The 20,538-nt window shown below is 42.1% G+C and carries 17 protein-coding genes; 15 read left to right on the top strand and 2 right to left on the bottom strand.

The genetic code is table 11. The features are described 5' to 3' along the window. The first annotated feature begins 8 nt into the window (after positions 1 to 8). The 5 genes from KHA99_RS01115 (at position 9) to KHA99_RS01135 (ending at position 7,110) form a co-directional block, all read left to right on the top strand. Positions 9 to 1,022 carry an ABC transporter ATP-binding protein gene (locus KHA99_RS01115; RefSeq protein WP_213115594.1) on the top strand — a complete coding sequence of 338 codons (1,014 nt, stop codon included), beginning with the start codon at positions 9 to 11 and terminating at the stop codon, positions 1,020 to 1,022. Continuing rightward, entirely contained in the window at positions 1,015 to 1,983 is a 969-nt protein-coding gene (locus KHA99_RS01120) for an ABC transporter ATP-binding protein (RefSeq protein WP_213115595.1), read from the top strand. Before KHA99_RS01115 ends, KHA99_RS01120 begins: the two co-directional genes overlap by 8 nt. Before the next feature lie 60 nt (positions 1,984 to 2,043). Next, positions 2,044 to 3,657, top strand: a complete 1,614-nt coding sequence (locus KHA99_RS01125; protein WP_249366383.1) for an AMP-binding protein — start codon at positions 2,044 to 2,046, stop codon at positions 3,655 to 3,657. Positions 3,658 to 3,725: 68 nt separating this feature from the next. After that, positions 3,726 to 5,330 (top strand): acyl-CoA carboxylase subunit beta, encoded by a 1,605-nt coding sequence (locus KHA99_RS01130; RefSeq protein WP_249366384.1) that lies wholly within the window; start codon positions 3,726 to 3,728, stop codon positions 5,328 to 5,330. Positions 5,331 to 5,373: 43 nt separating this feature from the next. Beyond that, positions 5,374 to 7,110, top strand: a complete 1,737-nt coding sequence (locus KHA99_RS01135; RefSeq protein ID WP_213115596.1) for an AMP-binding protein — start codon at positions 5,374 to 5,376, stop codon at positions 7,108 to 7,110. 37 nt (positions 7,111 to 7,147) lie between these two features. On the opposite strand, the gene KHA99_RS01140 is transcribed toward KHA99_RS01135, so the two are convergent. Then, a complete protein-coding gene (locus tag KHA99_RS01140) occupies positions 7,148 to 8,386 on the bottom strand; it encodes an MFS transporter (RefSeq protein WP_213115597.1) in 1,239 nt (412 codons plus the stop codon). A gap of 448 nt (positions 8,387 to 8,834) precedes the next feature. Between KHA99_RS01140 and proB the strand changes: the two genes are divergently transcribed. The 10 genes from proB (at position 8,835) to KHA99_RS01190 (ending at position 19,712) form a co-directional block, all read left to right on the top strand. Next, a complete protein-coding gene (gene proB / locus KHA99_RS01145; RefSeq protein ID WP_213115598.1) occupies positions 8,835 to 9,947 on the top strand; it encodes a glutamate 5-kinase in 1,113 nt (370 codons plus the stop codon). A gap of 5 nt (positions 9,948 to 9,952) precedes the next feature. Beyond that, complete coding sequence (locus tag KHA99_RS01150) at positions 9,953 to 11,194, top strand: glutamate-5-semialdehyde dehydrogenase (RefSeq protein WP_213115599.1); 1,242 nt, start codon at positions 9,953 to 9,955, stop codon at positions 11,192 to 11,194. Positions 11,195 to 12,352: 1,158 nt separating this feature from the next. Next, positions 12,353 to 14,620, top strand: coding sequence for an ATP-dependent DNA helicase (locus tag KHA99_RS01155; RefSeq protein WP_213115600.1), 2,268 nt, complete (start codon positions 12,353 to 12,355; stop codon positions 14,618 to 14,620). 138 nt (positions 14,621 to 14,758) lie between these two features. After that, the gene (locus tag KHA99_RS01160; RefSeq protein WP_213115601.1) at positions 14,759 to 15,013 is read left to right on the top strand and encodes a FeoA family protein; all 255 of its coding nucleotides are present in this window, start codon (positions 14,759 to 14,761) and stop codon (positions 15,011 to 15,013) included. Next, the gene (locus tag KHA99_RS01165; protein ID WP_213115602.1) at positions 15,003 to 15,695 is read left to right on the top strand and encodes a FeoB small GTPase domain-containing protein; all 693 of its coding nucleotides are present in this window, start codon (positions 15,003 to 15,005) and stop codon (positions 15,693 to 15,695) included. The genes KHA99_RS01160 and KHA99_RS01165 overlap by 11 nt, the downstream gene beginning before the upstream one ends. Then, complete coding sequence (locus tag KHA99_RS01170; RefSeq protein WP_213115603.1) at positions 15,696 to 17,069, top strand: nucleoside recognition domain-containing protein; 1,374 nt, start codon at positions 15,696 to 15,698, stop codon at positions 17,067 to 17,069. A 69-nt stretch (positions 17,070 to 17,138) separates the two neighbouring features. Beyond that, a complete protein-coding gene (locus tag KHA99_RS01175) occupies positions 17,139 to 17,420 on the top strand; it encodes a DUF1292 domain-containing protein (RefSeq protein WP_213115604.1) in 282 nt (93 codons plus the stop codon). Between the two features lie 237 nt (positions 17,421 to 17,657). Next, positions 17,658 to 17,909 (top strand): hypothetical protein, encoded by a 252-nt coding sequence (locus KHA99_RS01180; RefSeq protein WP_213115605.1) that lies wholly within the window; start codon positions 17,658 to 17,660, stop codon positions 17,907 to 17,909. Positions 17,910 to 18,018: 109 nt separating this feature from the next. After that, positions 18,019 to 18,795, top strand: a complete 777-nt coding sequence (locus KHA99_RS01185) for an alpha/beta fold hydrolase (RefSeq protein WP_213115606.1) — start codon at positions 18,019 to 18,021, stop codon at positions 18,793 to 18,795. Positions 18,796 to 18,860: 65 nt separating this feature from the next. Then, positions 18,861 to 19,712: a fumarylacetoacetate hydrolase family protein gene (locus KHA99_RS01190; RefSeq protein ID WP_213115607.1), complete on the top strand. Its 852-nt coding sequence runs from the start codon at positions 18,861 to 18,863 to the stop codon at positions 19,710 to 19,712. A gap of 58 nt (positions 19,713 to 19,770) precedes the next feature. On the opposite strand, the gene KHA99_RS01195 is transcribed toward KHA99_RS01190, so the two are convergent. Further along, positions 19,771 to 20,310 (bottom strand): helix-turn-helix domain-containing protein, encoded by a 540-nt coding sequence (locus tag KHA99_RS01195; protein WP_213115608.1) that lies wholly within the window; start codon positions 20,308 to 20,310, stop codon positions 19,771 to 19,773. Positions 20,311 to 20,538 lie beyond the last annotated feature (228 nt).

Here is a 20,538-nt window from a genome sequence, read left to right on the forward strand (position 1 = left end):
GTATTGAATTGAGAGGTCCGAACGAACCTGTTTTAGAGGTAAAAAATCTATGTTCATATATCCCCACATCCAGGGGAGTCATCAAACCAGTTAACAATATCTCATTTTCAATCGGAGCGGGCGAAATTGTTGCTTTGGTTGGAGAATCAGGAAGCGGCAAAAGCGTAACAGCATTGTCCATTATGGGTTTGAATTCACCATCAATTAAATATGAGAAAGATAGCGTGATTTCCTTTAAAGGTGAGAATTTGCTAAAGATGAAAAAAAGGCAAATGAAAAAGATTAGAGGAAATGAGATCTCGATGATCTTTCAGGATCCGATGTCATCGTTAAATCCATTGCATCCGATTGGAAAACAAATTGCCGAGCCAATTCAGCTTCATCAAGGTGTCAGCTATCAGAAGGCAAAGGAAATTGTCGTCAATTTGCTGGCAAAGGTCGGGATTCCTGATCCGGAAAACCGGCTGAATGATTATCCCCATCAATTGTCCGGGGGAATGCGGCAGCGGATTATGATTGCAATGGCATTAGCCTGTAATCCATCATTGCTGATTGCCGATGAACCGACAACAGCTCTTGATGTAACGATTCAGGCGCAGATTCTAAATGTGATGAGAGATTTGCAAAAGGATACAGGCATTTCCATCCTAATTATTACGCATGATTTAGGCGTTGTGGCTGAAATGGCTGATCGCGTCCTTGTCATGTATTGCGGGGAAATTGTCGAAGAGGGAGATGTCTATTCACTGTTCAAAAATCCCCAGCATCCGTATACAAAGGGATTGCTGGCAAGCGTCCCAAAACTCAGGGGGGCATCGGAAAAGCTTCTTCACACAATTCCAGGCGCTGTGCCGAATCCGCTTGAGCTGCCGAAAGGCTGTAATTTTTCCGGGCGGTGCAGTTATGCCACGGAAAAATGTCTCACAGAGGCTCCAAATCTGGTGGAGACGGGGAAAGACCGTAGAGCAGCATGCTGGCATATTGTAGATTTGCAAACGGAAGAGGTGACAGTACATGCCTGAACCATTGATATCGATTAAAGACGTCAAAAAACACTATCCAATTGGCAGCGGTTTATTTAGCAAAAAAGGCAAATGGTTAAAGGCCGTGGACGGAATAAGTCTTGATGTCCACCGCGGTGAGACAGTTGGTCTGGTTGGAGAATCAGGCTGCGGAAAATCGACACTTGGCAGGATGGTTGTCGGCCTCTTGGAGCCCACTTCTGGTGAAGTCGTATTTGAGGGAAATTCGCTTTTATCCAAAGGACGAAATAAGCGTGATTTGGGGAAAAAAATTCAAATGGTCTTCCAGGACCCATATTCTTCGCTGAACCCGAGAATGAATGTGGCCAACATTATTGCCGAGCCATTAGTGCTTCATAAAATTGGTACCAGCAGCGAGAGAAAAAAACGTGTGGATGAACTGCTTGAAAAGGTAGGGTTGACATCGGCACATGGAAGCCGCTATCCAGAAGAGTTCTCCGGCGGGCAGCGGCAGCGAATTGGCATTGCCAGAGCATTGGCCCTTAATCCAAGTTTGATTGTTTGTGATGAACCAGTTTCAGCATTAGATGTGTCGATTCAAGCTCAAATTTTAAATCTATTAAAAGAAATCCAGGAAGATATGGGTCTCTCCTATATATTCATTGCCCATGGGCTGCAAGCGGTCAAGCATATCAGTGATCGGATTGTGGTGATGTATTTAGGAAAGGTCATGGAAATTTCAGAAACGGATCAACTCTTTGAGCAGCCGCTTCACCCTTATACAGAGGCATTGATTTCTGCTGTGCCGGAACCTGATCCAACAGTTCGGAACCGTGAACGCATTCTACTAAGCGGAGATCTTCCGAATCCGGCAAATCCGCCGTTAGGCTGCAGATTTTCTACTCGGTGCCCGCTAGCGGATGAGCGCTGCAGGCTTGAAGAGCCGCCGCTTGAACAGGTCTCCGAGGGCAGATGGGTTGCTTGTTTTTATCATGGTTGATTCACAGTTTTAGATATAAAAAGATTGAAAGTAATTATGTATACGAAAGGGATGTGTTCCTTGAATAGTGGAAAGCCATTACACGAGTACCTAAGAAGCCATGCAAAAGTAAGCCCAAATAAACAAGCCGTCATTTTTTATGGAAGAACGCTGACATACGAGGACCTTGATGAGCTATCGGATCGTTTTGCCCATTATTTGCATTCCCAGGGGATTCGCAAGGGTGATAAAGTAGCTCTATTTTTGCCAAACTGCCCGCAATATATTATTTGCCATTTTGGAATCCAAAAGATTGGTGCGATCGTAGGGCCATGTAACCCGATGTTCAAGGAATGGGAGCTGGAATATGAAGTCAATGACCTTGAGGCAAAAGCAATTGTGACTCTGGATCAATTGTATCCAGTCGTCGAAAAAGCAAAGCCAAATACCACGCTCCAATTGGTGATTACAACTAGCTACATAGACTTCCTCCCGGAGAAACCGATTCCTGAATTCCCTGAGGTACTGCAGGAAAAGAAATATTATCCTGATGCAACAGATTTAAGCAACATCCTCCGTACATGGAGTGCAGATTGCCCAAATGTCGGTTTAGATATTGATGAAGATGTATGCCTTATCGTGTACACATCCGGTTCGACTGGTCTGCCTAAAGGTGCGATGCTCACTTACCGGAACGCACTTTACAAATCTCAGGGTGTTGCAGAAACAAGAGGATTTCATTCCGACGATGTAGCCTTATCGATTATGCCAATTTGCCATATTGCCGGCATGTTGTTTATGAATGTAAGTTTTTACACAGGCGGAACTATTGTTCTGCTTAATCGATTTACACCTGAAGCCGCGATGGATGTCATCGAACGGCATCGAGTAACAGTGGCGCAAACTGTTGTACCAATGAATGTGGCCATTATAAATCATCCTCATGCAGCCCAAGTCGATTTCAGTTCACTAAGAGTCAATTCCTGTACTAGCTTTGGGATCCAATTGACAGAAGAAATCTCGAATCAGTGGAAGGCTCTGACAGGCATCGGATTATTTGAATCCGCTTATGGCTTAAGCGAAACACATACAGGAGACTCGTTGATGGCACCAGAAGCTATTAAATTCGGGACGACTGGAAAACCAATTCCGGGAACGAAGATTAAAATTCTTTCCCTAAATGAACCACGTCAAGAACTTCCAATTGGTGAAGAAGGCGAGATCGTGGTCAAAAGTCCCGGTGTATTTAAAGGTTATTTGAATAAACCGGAAGCAACCGCCAAAACACTGCGGGATGGCTGGGTGTATACCGGGGATATCGGAAAGTTTGACGAAGATGGTTATCTTTACTTTTTAGGGCGTATCAAAGAAATGATTAAATGTTCCGGTTACAGTGTGTTTCCGGAAGATGTAGAATTATTATTGAACAAACATCAGGCTGTTTCTGAGTCCGCTGTAATCGGGATACCAGACCCAATCCGCGGCGAGGCCGTTAAAGCATTCGTTGTCCTTCATCCAGACTATGAAAATAGCATAACTCCAGAAGAGCTCATCCTATGGAGCAAAGAAAAAATGGCGGCTTATAAGTACCCCCGTCATATTGAATTCCGTGAAACCCTGCCAAAGACAGGGACGGGAAAATTGCTGCGAAGAGTGCTGGCAGACGAGGAAAAAGCGAAAGTAAAGATTAAATAAGAAAGAATAATTTCTACAGTAGAAATTTGATATAAATTAGAATGGTTTCGGCCCAAGGAGGGTTATCAATGGTGGAAAAACTAATCGAATCTACTAATAAGGAGGAGAAGAACAAGATGACATGGGAGCCAGAAATTAAAGAACTGCGGCGCCGTGAAGAACTCGCCCGCCAGATGGGCGGCGAAGAGCGTGTAGCAAAACATAAAGCGCAAGGGAAACTGACAGTACGAGAAAGAATTGATAGTTTGCTTGATTCTGGTTCATTCCATGAAACCGGGGCGATTGCCGGAAAAGGCAAATATGATGAGAATGGCAATTTAACAGACTTTACACCAGCGAATTTTCTCGTGGGCACTGGAAGGATCAATGGCCGGAAGGTGGTTGTTGGTGCAGATGACTTCACCGTTAGAGGGGGCGCTGCAGATGGCGCCATCCGCGGCAAACAGGTATATGCGGAACGTCTGGCACATGATCTGCAGCTGCCGATTATTCGGTTGGTAGACGGAACCGGTGGCGGGGGAAGCGTGAAGTTCTTGGATATGGAGGGGCATACCTATGTTCCTGTTAATCCTGCGTGGGATTTGGTTGTTGGCAACATGGAGCGCGTGCCAGTTGTTGCTGCCTGCTTAGGCTCAGTTGCCGGACTCGGCGCAGCGAGAGTTGCCGCTTCACATTTTTCAGTGATGGTGGAGGAAACGTCCCAGTTATTCGTTGCCGGCCCGCCAGTTGTCAAATTTGGGATGGGACAGGATTTAACGAAAGAAGAACTTGGTGGTGTACAAGTCCATCGTACCAGCGGCGCTGTTGACAATATGGCGAAGTCTGAGGAAGATGCCTTTGAGCAGATTCGCACGTTCCTATCCTATTTGCCATCAAGCGTATGGCAGCTTCCGCCCGTATTGCCATCAAACGATGACCCAGAGCGGCGAGAGGAACGGTTGATTTCCGTTATCCCGAAAAATCGCCGGGTTCCTTATAAAATCCGTGAAATCCTGCCAATGATTTTTGATAAGGATTCCATTTTTGAAATGGGTCGGTATTATGGCGGTGGTACTCTCACTTGTTTCGCGCGACTTGATGGATATCCGGTTGGAGTAATGGCCAACGATCAGTTTGTCAATGGAGGCGGATTAACAGCCGAAAGCTCAGAAAAAATAGAACGGTTCGTCGACCTTTGTCAAACCTTCCATTTACCAATTGTGAACTTAGTCGACCAGCCAGGAATGATAATCGGACTTCCTTCTGAGAAGAAAGGAACGATTCGCAAAGGGGTCCGGGCTATTTCAGCCATCTATCAGGCTACTGTTCCGATGATGGAAATTATCCTCAGAAGAGTATTTGGTGTCGGCGGGGCAGGAATGTCTAATGGTCACGGATTAAACTTAAGATATGCCTGGCCTTCCGGTGATTGGGGATCACTCCCTGTTGAAGGCGGTGTCCATGTAGCCTATCGCCGCGAGCTTGAAGCAAGCGATAATCCTGAAGCTTTACTAAAGGACTTATTAGAACGAATGGAATCCGTACGATCTCCACTTCGAACAGCTGAAGCCTTTGGCGTAGAGGAAATCATCGACCCTAGAGACACCCGTCCCTTACTCTGTGATTGGGTCCGGGATGCCTACGAGCTGCTTCCGCAGCAATTGGGTCCTTCCAGTCACGGAATGAGACCATAATTTATTAATAGAAAAGCTGGCATAATGGAGGAGGTTTGAGGAGATGAATCAGACAGAATTATTAAATGAATTATCTTCCCGTGAGGAAGTGGTGCCCAAATGTCTTGAATATTGGGCGGAAACAACAGGGGATAATACCTTTATTTATTACGGGGAATCAGATAAAAAAATTTCGTATCAAAAATTTAATCAGATTGCCAATAGCATTGGCCATTCTTTAAAAGCCAGGGGAGTCCAAAAGGGGGATCGGATCTCGGTCTTTTTGAGAAACCCTCTTGTTACTACCATGGTAATGTTTGGAATTTGGAAATGCGGGGGTGTTTTCAGCCCCATTAATTTTAACTACCGTGGAAGGCTGCTCAGTTATCAGTTAAACGATACCCAGCCAAAAGTACTTTTTACCGAGCGTTCAATGGTACCAATTTTAAACGAAATTGCTTCCGAAGTTGAACAGTTGTCAACCGTTGTCTTCAATCCTCAAGAAGGCGATCATGATTATATAGCGGAAATGTCGGATATCCCGTTAAATCTAGTTTTTAATGAAATTTCCTTTGACCGGATGCTGCAGGCTGAAACACATAATCTCAATATCGAGTTAAACTATTATGACATCGCCAACATCATTTATACATCCGGAACAACAGGACCAGCTAAAGGAGTCGTTCAATCCCATCGATGGGTGAATGGCTATACATTAAGATTACGCTCTTGTTTGACGCAAGAGGATGTTGTTTATAACGATCTTCCTTTGTATCACGTCGGCGGTGCATTTGCCAATATTGCCAGAGCCTGTTATGGAGGATGTACGGTAGCGATCTGGGATAAATTCAGCCCTAATCAATTTTGGACGAGGATTGAAAAATCAGGGGCAAGTGTAGCAATTTTACTTGATGTCATGATCCCTTGGCTGATGAATGCAAAACCATCAGAAAACGACAGGTTCAATACCCTCAATAAAGTCCATATGCAACCGTTGCCAAAATATCACAATGAGGTAGCCAAACGCTTTGGGTTTGATATCGTCACGGCCGGGTTTGGACAGACGGAAGCCGGAGCGCCTATGTCCAGCGTTATCTTGGAAACAGAAGAGGGAGAAGGTACCCCAATGCACCTTTATAAAGGGCTTTCAAGAAAGGAGATTATTGCCAATTGCGAAAAGGAGCAAGTTCCGATTATTGACGGCAAAAAGGAATTAAATAAAGGGTTCATGGGGAAACCTAACCAATATTTTGATGTCATTGTTTTGAATGAAAAAGATGAGGAGGTTCCTGTCGGGCAAGTAGGACAAATTGCCTTCCGCCCCCGTCTGCCACATTTAGTATTATCCGAATATTTCAACAAGCCAGAGTCGACCAAAAAGGCTTTTCAAAATCTTTGGTTCCACAGTGGTGATGCCGCATATCTAGGTGAAGACGGCTTTTACTATTTCGTCGACCGTCTTGGCGGTGTGATTCGCTGCCGCGGTGAAAAAATTTCTTCCTATCAATTGGAGGATATTATCAACAGCCATCCTGATATTGATTTGTGTGCCGCTTTCCCTGTACCGGCTGAAGTTGGTGATGAAGATGATGTCGCTATTTATGTGGTGAAGAAAAATGGTGCCGAAATCGATGAAGAGGAATTAAGGATCTGGGTGAAGGAAAAAATCCCAAAATATATGTGGCCGAAGCATATCCGCTTTACCCTAGACATTCCAAGGACACCGACCAACAAAATTGAAAAATATAAATTACGCCAAGAATTAATGAAGGAACTGGAGAAAGAAAAAGAAGTTGTATAACGATCCATAAAAAAAAGCATCAATTTGATGCTTTTTTTTATGGACTGATATGTTCTTTTAAATCCGTATTTAGATTGATTTTCACTTGCTCATTTTGCGCCGCATTTTTAACCTTTAACGTTAAAATGATCCCAACAGCCAAGCAAACAGTTGAGAAAATGAACGCCGTTCTAAAGCCGCCCAAATCTTCAATCAACCAGCCTGCAATGGCAGGCCCAACCAATTGGCCGACAGCGAAATAGAAAGTGACATAGCTAAAAGCAATCGGCATTTCAGAAGGCTTAACATGGTCCATACTCGCTGCCTGTGTCAAAGTGAAAAGGCCGGTAGAGGTGCTGCTCATTAAAATGATGTGCAATGTGAAGCCAAGCTGCGAAGGAAATAATACCGGTAGGAGCATCGAGAACATGGTTAGTCCCATAGTGAGGATTAACGATTTTCTCCGGCCGAACCTATCAGAAACAAATCCCCAAAACGGCCCGCCAAAGATGGATAATACTCCGTTTAAAGCCATTAGCTGACCCGCAAATTTTACACTTATTCCCGCATCTATCATATAACTCATAATAAAAATTACCTGAACAATATAGGTGAGCCCTACTACACCGTAAATCAAGCCAATATTAATGACCTTTGGATTTTTATAGATTTCCTTTGCCGGTGTCTTTTGCTGCTGCTTTTCAGATACAGGCTCAGCAGGCGGGTTTTTAATGAAAATCATCGTTAATATGACAACCAAAAGGCCGATAGCCGCATAAATCCCCCATGCCCATCTCCAGCCATTTTCGCTATTAATACTGCTAAGATACGGAACAATCATACCGGCAAAAAGGATACCAATTCCCGCTCCACTAGTTGTTAAACCAATGACAAATCCTTTTTTCAGTGGAAACCAGGAAACGAGCAAGGTGATAAACGGTGTAAAGGTAAAGGAAGTACCAATCCCCAATAAAAGCATAAACAAAAAGGCTAACAAATATGAGTTGCCTAAAGAAAGTCCTGCGAGTCCAGCTGTAACCAATGAAATACCGAGTAAAACGGTCCTTTTACTGCCCCATTTAGACGCAAGAATGCCAGCGAAGATGAGTGTGCTTAAATATCCAAACGAGGTAGTTGTTCCTAGAAAGCCTGCCTCTTTATATGATAAGTTTAATCCATCCCGCATAAATGGCAGTATCACCCCATATGAAAGTCTTGCGAAAGCCAGTACGACAGCGGTTGTTAACATTCCAATCAAGGCATATGTAAACAGATTATTTTGGTTCTTATGCTCCATTTAGTACGCTCCTTTACATTTTTAACAACGTATTGTAGTTTTTATTTTAACATTATTTCGAGAATAGAAGTATTATTATAGATTAAAAATTATAAATTTTCTTAATTTTTACTTCATTTTAATATTACTTCAAATTTTCAAAAAATTCTATTGACTTTTCCTATTTTTCCTATGATAATCAAAGAAATTATATTAAAAGCAAGGGACTAGTAAATTTTTGGAACGTGCAAGAGAGTGAAACCCTAAAGGCTGGAAGGTTTCTCACGGGAAGAGGTTGAACCTGCCCTAATGAATGCTGCTTATGCAAACATAAGCCGTCTAGTCCGCGTTAAGGTTTCAAGTGGGTGCATGGCATCAAATAAGGTGGTACCGCGGAAACGATTTTTCCGTCCTTTGTATAAGGGCAGAAGAATCGTTTTTTTATTTTTTCAAAAAGAAGGGTTTGAAAATGAAGAAACAATTAGTGGTAGTGAAAATTGGGAGCAGTTCTTTAACGGCACCGGCTGGGACAATTTCTGAAGAAAAAATGAGCGACCATGTGGAAGCACTGGCCCTGTTAAAAAAACAAGGGCATGACGTCATCCTTATTTCATCCGGTGCAATAGCAGCCGGTTTTGGTTCGCTTGGTTATCCTGCTCGTCCAAAAACAGTGGCTGGCAAGCAGGCCGCAGCAGCCGTTGGGCAGGGGCTGTTAATGCAGCAGTATATCCAGCTTTTTCAACAATTTCAAATAGTGCCGGCACAGATGTTATTAACCAGGGAGGATTTTTACAGCCAGGTCCGGTTTCAAAACCTTTATTCCACGATGACCGAGCTGCTTCACCGGGGCATGCTGCCAATTATTAATGAGAATGATTCGGTATCTATTGAGGAGCTGACATTTGGTGATAATGATATGCTTTCCGCGCTGGTAAGTGGTTTTCTTCATGCCAATGCCCTGATTATTTTAACGGATGTAAATGGAATATATGACGGGAATCCGAAAGTTTCCAAGGATGCCAAGAAATATCATTTCATCCCTGAGGTATCGGAGAAAATGCTGGAAGCGGCAGGCGGGAGCGGTTCTTCTTTGGGGACTGGCGGGATGAAATCCAAGCTTCTGGCTGCAAAAAAAGCATTGTCTCTTGGTGTTAGTGTGTTTGTCGGAACTGGGTCGGGGCGGGAAAAATTGTTAGACATTCTAGCTGGCAAAGGGGATGGAACATATCTCGGCGGACCATTCCAAACACAGATGCAAATGAGAAAACAATGGATTGCCTATCATTCACAGGTTGGCGGAGTCATTGAAGTGGATGACGGGGCAGAACAAGCAATCGTGCAAAAGGGGAAAAGCCTGCTTCCGGTTGGAGTTACAAACGTCATTGGTGAATTTAATGCTATGGATGTGGTTGAGGTCCGGAACAAAAAGGGGAAAACCATCGGAAAAGGGCAAATTTATTTTTCCTCACAGGATTTACAAAAAGTAAAAGGGCTGCCAAGCGAACAATCGAAGATTTATTCCATCAATAAGCGTGCAGAAGTGATTCATCGTAATAATTGGGTTATTTTACGGGAGGAGTGAATGATATGAGTGAATTAATCAAAAAGGCAAAGCTGCTAAAGGCTGCCTCAAAGAGATTAGGGATGCTGTCAACTAGTGAGAAAAATGATGCATTAGGTCAAATGGCTGCTCGCATTGCTGAGGAAAAGGAATGGATTCTTCAGGAAAATGAAAAGGATATTTTAGCTGGCAAGGGTAATGGTCTATCTGATTCCCTTTTAGACCGCCTGCTCCTGACTTCTGAGAGAATCGATCAAATCGTTGATGGTGTCCTCCAGGTAATCGGGCTTGATGACCCTATCCGGGAAGTAATTGAATCATGGGACCGGCCAAACGGCTTGCAAATTGAAACAGTCCGTGTTCCACTTGGTGTTATTGGGATGGTTTATGAAGCACGGCCAAATGTGACGGTCGATGCGGCCAGTCTTTGTTTGAAGTCAGGGAATGCTGTCTTGTTGAGAGGAAGTTCATCCGCTCTGAATTCAAATAAGGCACTTGTTCACGTCATGCGTGCTGCCTTGGCCGAAACAGCAATTCCATCAGATGCCGTGCAGTTATTGGAGGATACGAGCAGGGAAACAGCCTCGCAAATGTTTAGGCTGAATCAGTATTTGGATGTGCTCATCCCGCGCGGCGGGGCCGGCCTTATTCAATCTGTCATTCAAAATGCAACTGTACCTGTGTTGGAAACAGGCGTCGGCAACTGCCATGTATTTATTGATGAGTCGGCTGAGCGGGAAATGGCCATCCAAATTGCCATAAACGCAAAATTGCACCGCCCATCCGTTTGCAACGCAGCAGAAACGATTCTTATTCATGAGAAATGGCCTTATGCTTCTGAATTACTATCCGCTCTTCATGGCCAAGGAGTAGAGCTGCGAGGGGATGAGATATTAGCGGGAGCGAATGCTTTTGTGAAGCCTGCTGAGGAAAACGATTGGTATACTGAATTTTTAGCTCCAATTGCTGCTGTAAAGCTAGTCGGTGATGTGCGAGAAGCGATTAACCATATTGATCAATATGGAACGAAGCATTCGGAAGCGATCATTAGCGAAAATGAAGATAACGTTAGTTTATTTTTCCGGGCTGTTGATGCCGCTGTGCTGTATCATAACGCTTCAACTCGTTTTACTGATGGTGAGCAATTTGGCTATGGCGCCGAAATCGGCATCAGCACGCAAAAGTTGCATGCCCGCGGCCCGATGGGGCTTAAAGCAATCACAACATCAAAAGCAATTGTACGCGGAACTGGACAAATCCGATCCTAAAATGCATTTTTTACAATAAGAAACCGAACTAGACAAATTCTCAGACCTTGTGGAAAAACCCTGGTTTCGGGCACTAATGACTGACTATTGGGAAACTCAACTTGATAGAATCGCTGGTTAGGGTCGCCAATACAGGTTATTGGCGACCCTAACTTGATAGAATCACTGGTTTCGGGGGCCAATACAGGTTATTGGCGACCCTAACTTGATTGGATTCCTGGTTTCGGGCATCAATAAAGGTTATTGGCGACCCTAACTTGATTGGATTTCTGGTTTCGGTCGCCAATACAGGTTATTGGCGACCCTAACTTGATTGGATTTCTGGTTTCGGTCGCCAATACAGGTTATTGGCGACCCTAACTTGATTAGATTCCTGGTTTCGGTCGCCAATACAGGGTATTGGCGACCCTAACTTGATTAGATTCCTGGTTTCGGTCGCCAATACAGGTTATTGGCGACCCTAACTTGATTAGATTCCTGGTTTCGGTCGCCAATACAGGTTATTGGCGACCCTAACTTGATTGGATTCCTGGTTTCGGGGGCCAATACAGGTTATTGGTGACCCTAACTTGATTGGATTCCTGGTTTCGGGCATCAATATTGGTTATTGGCGACCCTAACTTGATAGAATCACTGGTTTCGGTCGCCAATACAGGTTATTGGCGACCCTAACCTGATTAGATTCTTGATTTTGGTCTCCAATATAAGCTATTGGCGACCCTAACTTGATAGAATCACTGGTTTCGGTCGCCAATACAAATTATTGGCGACCTAACTTGATTGGATTCTTGGTTTCGGGCACCAATACAAGCTATTGGCGACCCTAACTTGTGGGAATCACTGAGTTTGGTTGCCAATACAGGTTTTTGGCGACCCTAACCTTATTAGATTCCTGGTTTCGGCCATCAATACAGGTTTCGTATATAACTTTTTAAAGCAACTGAACTTATAAAATTTTTATCCAAAAGAAGTATGCTAACCTTTCTTGATAATAGACCCTTCAATTTATTATTTCACTCAAGTGTTTATATTCCCTCAACTCTTCCATATTTCAAATTATTAATCCTATGTTACAAACCAACAATGTTTTCATGAACCACTTTTGTTATAATTGGAAGTACAAACATACATTCTGCTGTTTAATGGCCGGTGATTCAATTGGAAGAAATCCGTATATCAGTTAGAACCCTCGTTGAATATGTCTTTCGCAGCGGCAGCATTGATTCGCGGTTTCGTTCGACATCAACGCTTTTAGAGGGGACGAGAGCCCATCAAAAAATACAAAAGACCTATAAGGAAGGTGACCAGAAGGAAGTCTATCTTCGGGCCGAGATTCCTTTCGAAGGACTTTATTATGTTATTGATGGACGCTGCGATGGGCTGCTTTTCTATGGAGAAGAGGTAACCATCGATGAAATTAAATCATTTTCGCATCCCATTGATGAACTTGAAGATGATGGGTATCCAGTCCACTGGGCACAGGCTAAAATGTATGCCTATATGTATGCGAAGGATCACCAGCTAACGGAAATTGATGTTCAGCTTACATATTTCCAGGTTGATACCGAAGAAAAGAAACATATTAAACGAAAGTACACGGCAGGGGATCTAGAAACATTTGTCTTCGACGTTATAAAAAGCTATGCACCCTTTGCAAGTTGGCAGGCGAAGCATCGTTCAATAAGGAATGAAACCAGCAAAGAGTTGCGGTTCCCATTCCCATCTTACCGGGATGGCCAGCGGAAATTAGCTGGTGCTGTTTACAAAACCATTGCAGAAAGGAAAAATCTATTTGCCAAGGCTCCCACCGGAATCGGCAAAACCATTTCAACACTTTTTCCAGCCATAAAGGCTATTAGTGAAAGACATACTGACCGGATATTCTATTTAACGGCAAAAACGATTACCCGAACGACGGCAGAAGAGGCGTTCGCACAAATGCACTCATGTGGACTATGTATGAAAAGCGTTACGATTACCGCGAAGGACAAAGTTTGTTTTAAAGAAGAAACCAACTGCCAGAAGGAATATTGCGAGTTTGCCAATGGCTATTATGACCGGATTAATGGTGCCATTCTCGATATTTTAATGAATGAAAACGAAATGACCCGCAATGTTATTGAAGCATATGCTCGCAAACATACGGTTTGTCCATTTGAGTTTTCGATTGACCTTGCCTATGCAGCAGATGCCATCATTTGCGACTATAATTATATCTTTGATCCCCAAGTGTCTTTAAAAAGATTGTATGAAGAGCAAAAGAAATCCACGGCAATATTGGTGGACGAGGCCCATAATTTGGTTGACCGCGGCCGGGAAATGTTTTCGGCTTCTATTAATAAGGACATGTTTCTGCAACTAAAACGTGAATTCAAAGAACTGAATAGACCTGTCTATGAAATAGCCCATAAAATAAATGCCTGGTTTATTGCTTTGAAAAAAGAAAATAAGACTGAATTTGTGTTGGAAAAGCTGGAAGAACCTCTTTCAGAACTACTGGAATTATTCGTATCAGAAGCGGAAAAGGTTTTGGCAGCAGGAAGCAACCCAACGTTATTAGATGCATACTTTCAAGTTCAATCTTTCCTGAAAATCCTAAACCTACTGGATGAAAATTATATCATCTATGGGGAGAAGAATAAAAACGACGTAATGGTCAAGCTTTTTTGTATCAACCCTTCCAACTTACTTAAGCAAATGGGAAAAGGATTTCGCTCTAAAGTATTCTTTTCGGCAACGCTTGAACCCATTTCCTATTATCAGGACATACTTGGTGGCGAAGCAGAGGACTATAAGCTGTCAGTCAAATCCCCATTTTCCAAGGAACAGTCTGAGGTTTATGTTAAACCTTTATCAACAAGATACAACGATCGGGAACAAACGGCGGGTGAAATTGCTTCATTAATACATTCATTAACACGAAACCAACAGGGGAATTATCTAATTTTCTTTCCTTCCTATCAATACATGATGACGGTTTATGAACAGTTTGGACAGTTCAATGAAGAAGCGAAATTACTTCTGCAGTCAACGGGGATGACGGAAGCACAAAAAGAAGAATTCTTAGCTGAATTTAAACCAGATTTACAGCAAACATTAGTAGGCTTTGCAGTCCTTGGTGGTATTTTTTCCGAAGGCATTGATTTAAAAGGAGACCGGTTAAATGGGGTGGTCGTTGTAGGTGTGGGGCTGCCGCAGCTATGTTTTGAACGGAATCTCATCAAGGATCATTTTTTCAAAAAAAATAAAAATGGCTATGATTATGCCTATGTTATCCCTGGGATGAACAAGGTCTTGCAGGCAGGCGGCAGGCTGATTCGCTCAGAAACGGACCAAGGTACCATCGTCCTTGTTGATGACCGGTTTCTTCAGCGGAAATATCAAGCTCTCATGCCGGAAGAATGGCTTACGTATACGATTATTTAAAGCACTTTTTGCCAGTAATGGAAGAGGTGCTTTTTTTATTGCGGAATTTTTGCAAATTTGATGACAAAATTAGAATCTTTATCATATAATTAACAAAAAGTTGCACGAGGTAAAAACTTTGAAGGCGGTGCAAGAGTGATGGATGAGCCAAAACTTGTAAAATTGGTTAATGGTGAAAAAGGGAATATTATAAAAATTACTTCTATAAATCTAGATGGTGTCATGCGAAGAAGATTATTAGATTTAGGGTTTGTTGCGGGTGCATTGGTTGAGGTTGTTCGGAAAAGCCCGTTAGGCGACCCGATTGCTTTTCGAGTCAGTCAAACGACCATTGCCCTTCGCAAAGAGGAAAGTGCGAAAATTGAAGGGGAGTTGGTTTCCAGTGGGAAATGAATACCGAATTGCTTTGGCCGGTAATCCGAATACTGGTAAAAGCACATTGTTCAATGCCTTGACTGGTCTTAGACAGCATACAGGAAACTGGGCTGGGAAAACTGTCTCAATGGCACAGGGAAGTGTCCCGTTTAAGGATAAAGTGTTTCAATTGGTTGACTTGCCGGGAACGTATTCGCTTTTTTCCAATTCCAAGGATGAAGAAGTGGCCAGAAATTTCATCGTCTTTGAAAAGCCGGATGTTACTCTGGTAGTTTTAGATGCCACTTCACTTGAGAGGAATTTGAATCTCGCCCTGCAGGTATTGGAAATGACCAAGAATGTAGTTATTTGTATTAATTTGATTGATGAAGCGGAAAAACAAGGCATCAAGATTAATGAAAAATTGCTGATGAACCGTTTGGGAGTACCAGTGATAAAAATTTCTGCCCGTAATAAAATCGGTTTTCCGCTGCTTTTGGATACAATTGACCGCATTATTACTGGTGCAATTGAATGCCATCCGGCACAAATGAAGTACTCGGACGAAATCGAGGAACAAATTCGAAAAATTGAACCAAAAGTCCGGGAGATGGTTGGCGACCGCATTTCGTCGCGCTGGGTGTCATTACGTTTGCTTGATGGGGATGAGGCCCTATTGAACGAACTAAATAAACGTTTTGTACCAGAAGGGGTGAGGTAAATGGGTATTCAAGAGCTTTATAGCGAGGCTCAGCAGCTGTCGACGGCAAAAATGAGGGACGATATTGTTCAGCAGCTTTATGATCGAAGCCATCAATTATGCCAGGAAGGTGTTTCTTATACCAAATCCGATCGAGACCTTAGGACGGAAAAATTGGATGCCATTTTCACCTCCCCGATCCTTGGGTTTCCGATCATGATTGCCATGCTTGGTCTGGTTTTTTATATCACGATAGCAGGGGCCAACATACCTTCTGCGATGCTGGCAGAGTTTTTTGGCTCGCTTGAAAAATATATAACTAGCTTTTTTACACTTATTCATGCCCCTGCATGGGTGAATGGGGTTCTGGTACTTGGCTTATACCGAGGCACAACTTGGGTAATCAGCGTAATGCTGCCGCCGATGGCCATTTTCTTTCCAACGTTTGCTTTACTGGAGAATTACGGCTACCTGCCGCGCGTTGCCTTTAATATGGATCGGTTATTTAAAAGGGTTGGGGCGCATGGAAAACAGTCACTTACAATGGCAATGGGATTCGGCTGTAACGCGGCAGCGGTTATTTCTACGAGAATCATAGAATCTCCCCGGGAGCGGATGCTCGCTATCCTGACTAATAATTTTGTTCCTTGTAATGGGCGCTGGGGAACGCTTATTGTTCTTTCCTCCTTGTTTATGGCAGCCAGTTATACAGGAGGAGTGAAATCCCTTGTAACAACTGGTGTCCTGATAGGAATTGTTATGTTTGGGGTTATTGTTACTTTTTTTGTCTCTTGGGTTTTATCCAAAACGGCTTTAAAGGGGGTTCCAACACATTACACATTGGAGCTGCCACCATACCGCAAGCCGAAAATTTTTGATACGGTTATTCGTTCCTCGGTGACAAAATCCTGGTCAGTTTTGGTAAGAGCTGTGAAAGTAGCCGCTCCAGCAGCAATCCTAACCTGGGTTTTTGCCAATATTTATATAGGTGACACCAGCATCTTAATGTATGCCGTACAGTTTTTAGATCCATTTGGAAAGCTGCTTGGACTTGATGGCTATATCATGATGGCCTTTATCCTCGGACTGCCGGCCAATGAAATTGTCTTTCCAATTTTACTGATGGGCTATTTATCCACCGGTTCCTTAACAGAGGTTGATAGTCTAGTTGCTTTAAAAAAGATTTTAGTGGACCACGGCTGGACCTGGCTGACGGCTTTAAATATGATGTTATTCTCTTTACTGCATTATCCTTGCGGTACAACGCTGTTAAATGTATATAAGGAAACGAAAAGTAAAAAATGGACTTTCTTATCGTTTCTTATCCCAACAGTTATTGCTATTTTTGTTCCGTTCGTTATTACACAAACTGTCAGAATGCTTGGTTTAATATAATGCTGTTTAAAATCCATCCTTAATGAGATAATGAATAAGGATGGATTTTTCTATTGGGAGGAATTTACGATGACTAAAGTTGAAGTAGGCGAAATTTTTACAATCAGTGATGATGAAAATGAAGAGGGGCAGGAAGTTGAAGTTCTCGGAGTCATGACGCTTGAGGGAACCGATTATGTGGCTGTTGGATTTGTAGAGGATATCCTTGAGGCTGGTGAAGAAGATATTGATATCTTTTTCTTAAAGGTTGATGAAGATGGCGATTTTTCAGCCATTGAGAGTGACGAGGAATTTGATAAGGTTGTCGCCGCTTTTGAGGAAATGATGGAAGCGGAAGAAGATGAAGAGTAATTTTTGAGTAAAAGCCTTGTTAGGGAGTTATCTTTGTTTATAACGACCTTAGCAAGGTTTTATGCTTTGTTCAGTCGTTATGAAATGGTTATAACTCCCCGAATCAAGAATTAAACTAATAGTTCCTTACAAATAAATACATATCCAAAGACAGTATCTGTTTTTGGAAAATATATGTATGAATAAAAAAATACTTGGCATAATGTTAGGGAGATTAAGATTCAAAGGAGAGACGAAATGCCTATTGAAGAAGGTGCCAAGTTTCAAATTTCTCAAGGTGCACAAGGTTTCTTTAACTCCGCAGATTTATTAACGGTCATTTCAAATAATGGAGTAACCGTTCAATTTACACTGGGGGAAGGAAAGGGTTATGGGGCGATGCCCGTTGACCATATGAACTATCTCCTTAAAAGATCAAACCTGACAAAAATTCAAAATAAAAGAGCTTTATTAAGTCCAAGTGAAGGCACTGAAGAACATATTAGCTAGAATGGAGAGGGATAAATTCTCTCTCTTTTTTATTTTACATGGGTAGGAAATTAGCTACCAATCCAGAATATTTAATGGGATAAAATACAAAAAAGGACAGGTGAAAATAATGAATATAAAAAAGCATCAATTAAATGAATCGACACTAGCATACATAGACGAAGGCGCTGGGAATCCTGTTGTACTTCTGCACGGTTTCTGCGGTAGTTCTCAGTATTGGGAAAAAGTAATTCCTGAGTTGGCCAACCATAATCGTGTCATCGCTCCTGATTTGCCAGGGCATGGGCAATCTTCACCACTAAAGCCCGGATTTTCAATAGACGACCTCGCAGAAAAAATAAAAGAATTATTAGATGCGTTAAACATTGAGAAGGTATCGATGTTTGGCCACTCCCTAGGCGGATACATAACGGTTGCCTTTGCGGAAAAATTTAATTCCTATATAAATGGATTTTCCCTTGTACACTCTACTGCCTTCCCGGATTCAGATGAAGCGAAAAAGGGAAGAGAGTCAGGCGTTGCAAAAATAAAGGACGAAGGCATTCGTACTTTTATTGATGGGTTGGTTCCGAAGCTTTTCTCACCGGAAAATCTAAATGAAAGCTATGTAGAAAAAGCAAAACAAATTGGCTACACCACTTCACCACAAGGGGCAATGGATACACTTTTAGCAATGAGAAATCGCCCAGACCGCAATCATGTATTACAAAATACCGAGGTACCTGTCCTATTAATTGCGGGAGAACAGGATCAAATAATCCCAGTTGAAAAAACTTTTTCGGTTACAAGAACAAACATCAAGCACGCTGAAATACAAAACGCCGGACATATGAGTATGTACGAAACTCCAAATGAGCTTATAAAAGTTATCACGACATTTTCTTGACAATTTCGACAATTCGTTAATACTTAAAGTTAGATATATATTTTTTCAGGAGAGAGGAGTTACGTATGAAATTACTAACCTTTAAAAAAGACAATGAAGTCAAGCTTGGTGTGAAGACAGACAAGGGCATCCTTGACCTGAATAAAGCTGGGCTTGATTTAAATCTCGAAGAATTAGTGAAAAATGAAAACGGACTGTCACTTGTAAAAGAAATCATTAATAACACGGGCTCAGAAAACTACGTAAGTGAGGCAGAAATCGAATTTCTACCGCCATTACTGAATCCGGAAAAAATTATATGTGTGGGCCTGAATTATCAAAGTCACGTAGAGGAAGCAAAGCTGGTAAATGTACCTGAGAACCCTGTTTTATTTAGTAAATTTAACAATGCTTTAGCAGCACACAGTGAAAATATCCCACTGCCTAAAGTTGGGGAAAAATTTGATTTCGAAGCTGAGCTTGTTATGGTGATAGGGAAAGAGGCAAAGGATGTATCAGAAGAGGAAGCTCTATCCTATGTTTTCGGCTATACAGCAGGAAATGATCTATCTGTCCGTGACCTGCAATTTTTAACCGGCCAGTGGCTGATTGGGAAATCGCCAGACGGTTTTGCTCCGATAGGACCGTATGTTGTCCCAGCTGAAGAGATTGATCCATTCAATTTAAACATTGAATGTAAGGTAAACGGTGAAGTCCGCCAATCATCCAATACAAAACATATGATATTTAATTGTGCGAAAATTGTAAGTTACATATCCAGGCATATGACCTTGAAACCTGGAGATTTAATTTTCACTGGAACACCTGAAGGAGTCATTTTAGGTTTGCCGGAGAATGAGCAGATATGGTTGAAACCTGGTGATGAAATGGAAGTCACGATTGAGAATATTGGGACATTAAGGAACGTCATAGCTTAATCCATTTATATTACAGAAAAAGCAAACCTCAAGATTTTATGATCCTGAGGTTTCTTTTTTAAAAAATGCGATTATGTTCAGAGTCAGTATAAGTTGCAATCAGGATGACTGCTTTTTGCTCTCCTATATTTTTAACAAAATGCGGGACACTCGCATTCCAGCTAAAGGAATCGCCTTCCTCTAACATGTAGGAATCTTCGCCTTGTTCAGCAAGGACCTTGCCTTCCAAGACTAGATGAGACTCTTCACCCTCATGGGCATTCGCCTCCCCCATAGACGCTCCGGGTGGAAACTCCACACTCATTAGCCTTAACCCTCCAATGGACGCGATATGCTCAATTTTCAACTCATTAAAAGTGGAATAGGTACGCTCACTTTTTTTGACAACCCGCATGTGCTGTTTTTTTTCTAACAATAAATACGGTAATGGGACCTCTAGATAATTAGCAATCGTTTGCAAAGTATTGATCGATGGAGAGGTGTTATTATTTTCAACATTGCTAATAAATCCTTTTGAAAGACCAGTGCCATCACACATTTGGGCAATCGTTATTTTTTTCCTGTTTCGGATGGCGCGTATTTTCGATCCAATATCCAAATTTTTTCACCTCTAATGTTCTCTTATATAGAACTTATTTATATATTAGCAAAAAATTAATTGACAATCCACACATCCGTTGTTATCTTATAAATAACAAAAGTTCATATTAAGAAACACGTTTATTTTTTTGCATTAAAGTTTTCTAATATGAATCTTTGTTTATTATTTAAATACCACGACTCTCAATTCTTTGGGATTAGTATTTACGTCTATAGATAACCTATA

The organism is Neobacillus rhizophilus (genome assembly GCF_018343535.1).
GTDB lineage: Bacteria > Bacillota > Bacilli > Bacillales > Cytobacillaceae > Neobacillus > Neobacillus rhizophilus.

Coding starts and splice junctions, on each gene's coding strand:
- KHA99_RS01120 (WP_213115595.1), top strand. CDS start 1,015: ATGCCTGAACCATTGATATCGATTAAAGACGTCAAAAAACACTATCCA.
- KHA99_RS01170 (WP_213115603.1), top strand. CDS start 15,696: ATGGGTATTCAAGAGCTTTATAGCGAGGCTCAGCAGCTGTCGACGGCA.
- KHA99_RS01175 (WP_213115604.1), top strand. CDS start 17,139: ATGACTAAAGTTGAAGTAGGCGAAATTTTTACAATCAGTGATGATGAA.
- KHA99_RS01190 (WP_213115607.1), top strand. CDS start 18,861: ATGAAATTACTAACCTTTAAAAAAGACAATGAAGTCAAGCTTGGTGTG.
- KHA99_RS01185 (WP_213115606.1), top strand. CDS start 18,019: ATGAATATAAAAAAGCATCAATTAAATGAATCGACACTAGCATACATA.
- KHA99_RS01160 (WP_213115601.1), top strand. CDS start 14,759: ATGGATGAGCCAAAACTTGTAAAATTGGTTAATGGTGAAAAAGGGAAT.
- KHA99_RS01135 (WP_213115596.1), top strand. CDS start 5,374: ATGAATCAGACAGAATTATTAAATGAATTATCTTCCCGTGAGGAAGTG.
- KHA99_RS01180 (WP_213115605.1), top strand. CDS start 17,658: ATGCCTATTGAAGAAGGTGCCAAGTTTCAAATTTCTCAAGGTGCACAA.
- KHA99_RS01150 (WP_213115599.1), top strand. CDS start 9,953: ATGAGTGAATTAATCAAAAAGGCAAAGCTGCTAAAGGCTGCCTCAAAG.
- KHA99_RS01140 (WP_213115597.1), bottom strand. CDS start 8,386: ATGGAGCATAAGAACCAAAATAATCTGTTTACATATGCCTTGATTGGA.
- KHA99_RS01130 (WP_249366384.1), top strand. CDS start 3,726: ATGGTGGAAAAACTAATCGAATCTACTAATAAGGAGGAGAAGAACAAG.
- proB (WP_213115598.1), top strand. CDS start 8,835: ATGAAGAAACAATTAGTGGTAGTGAAAATTGGGAGCAGTTCTTTAACG.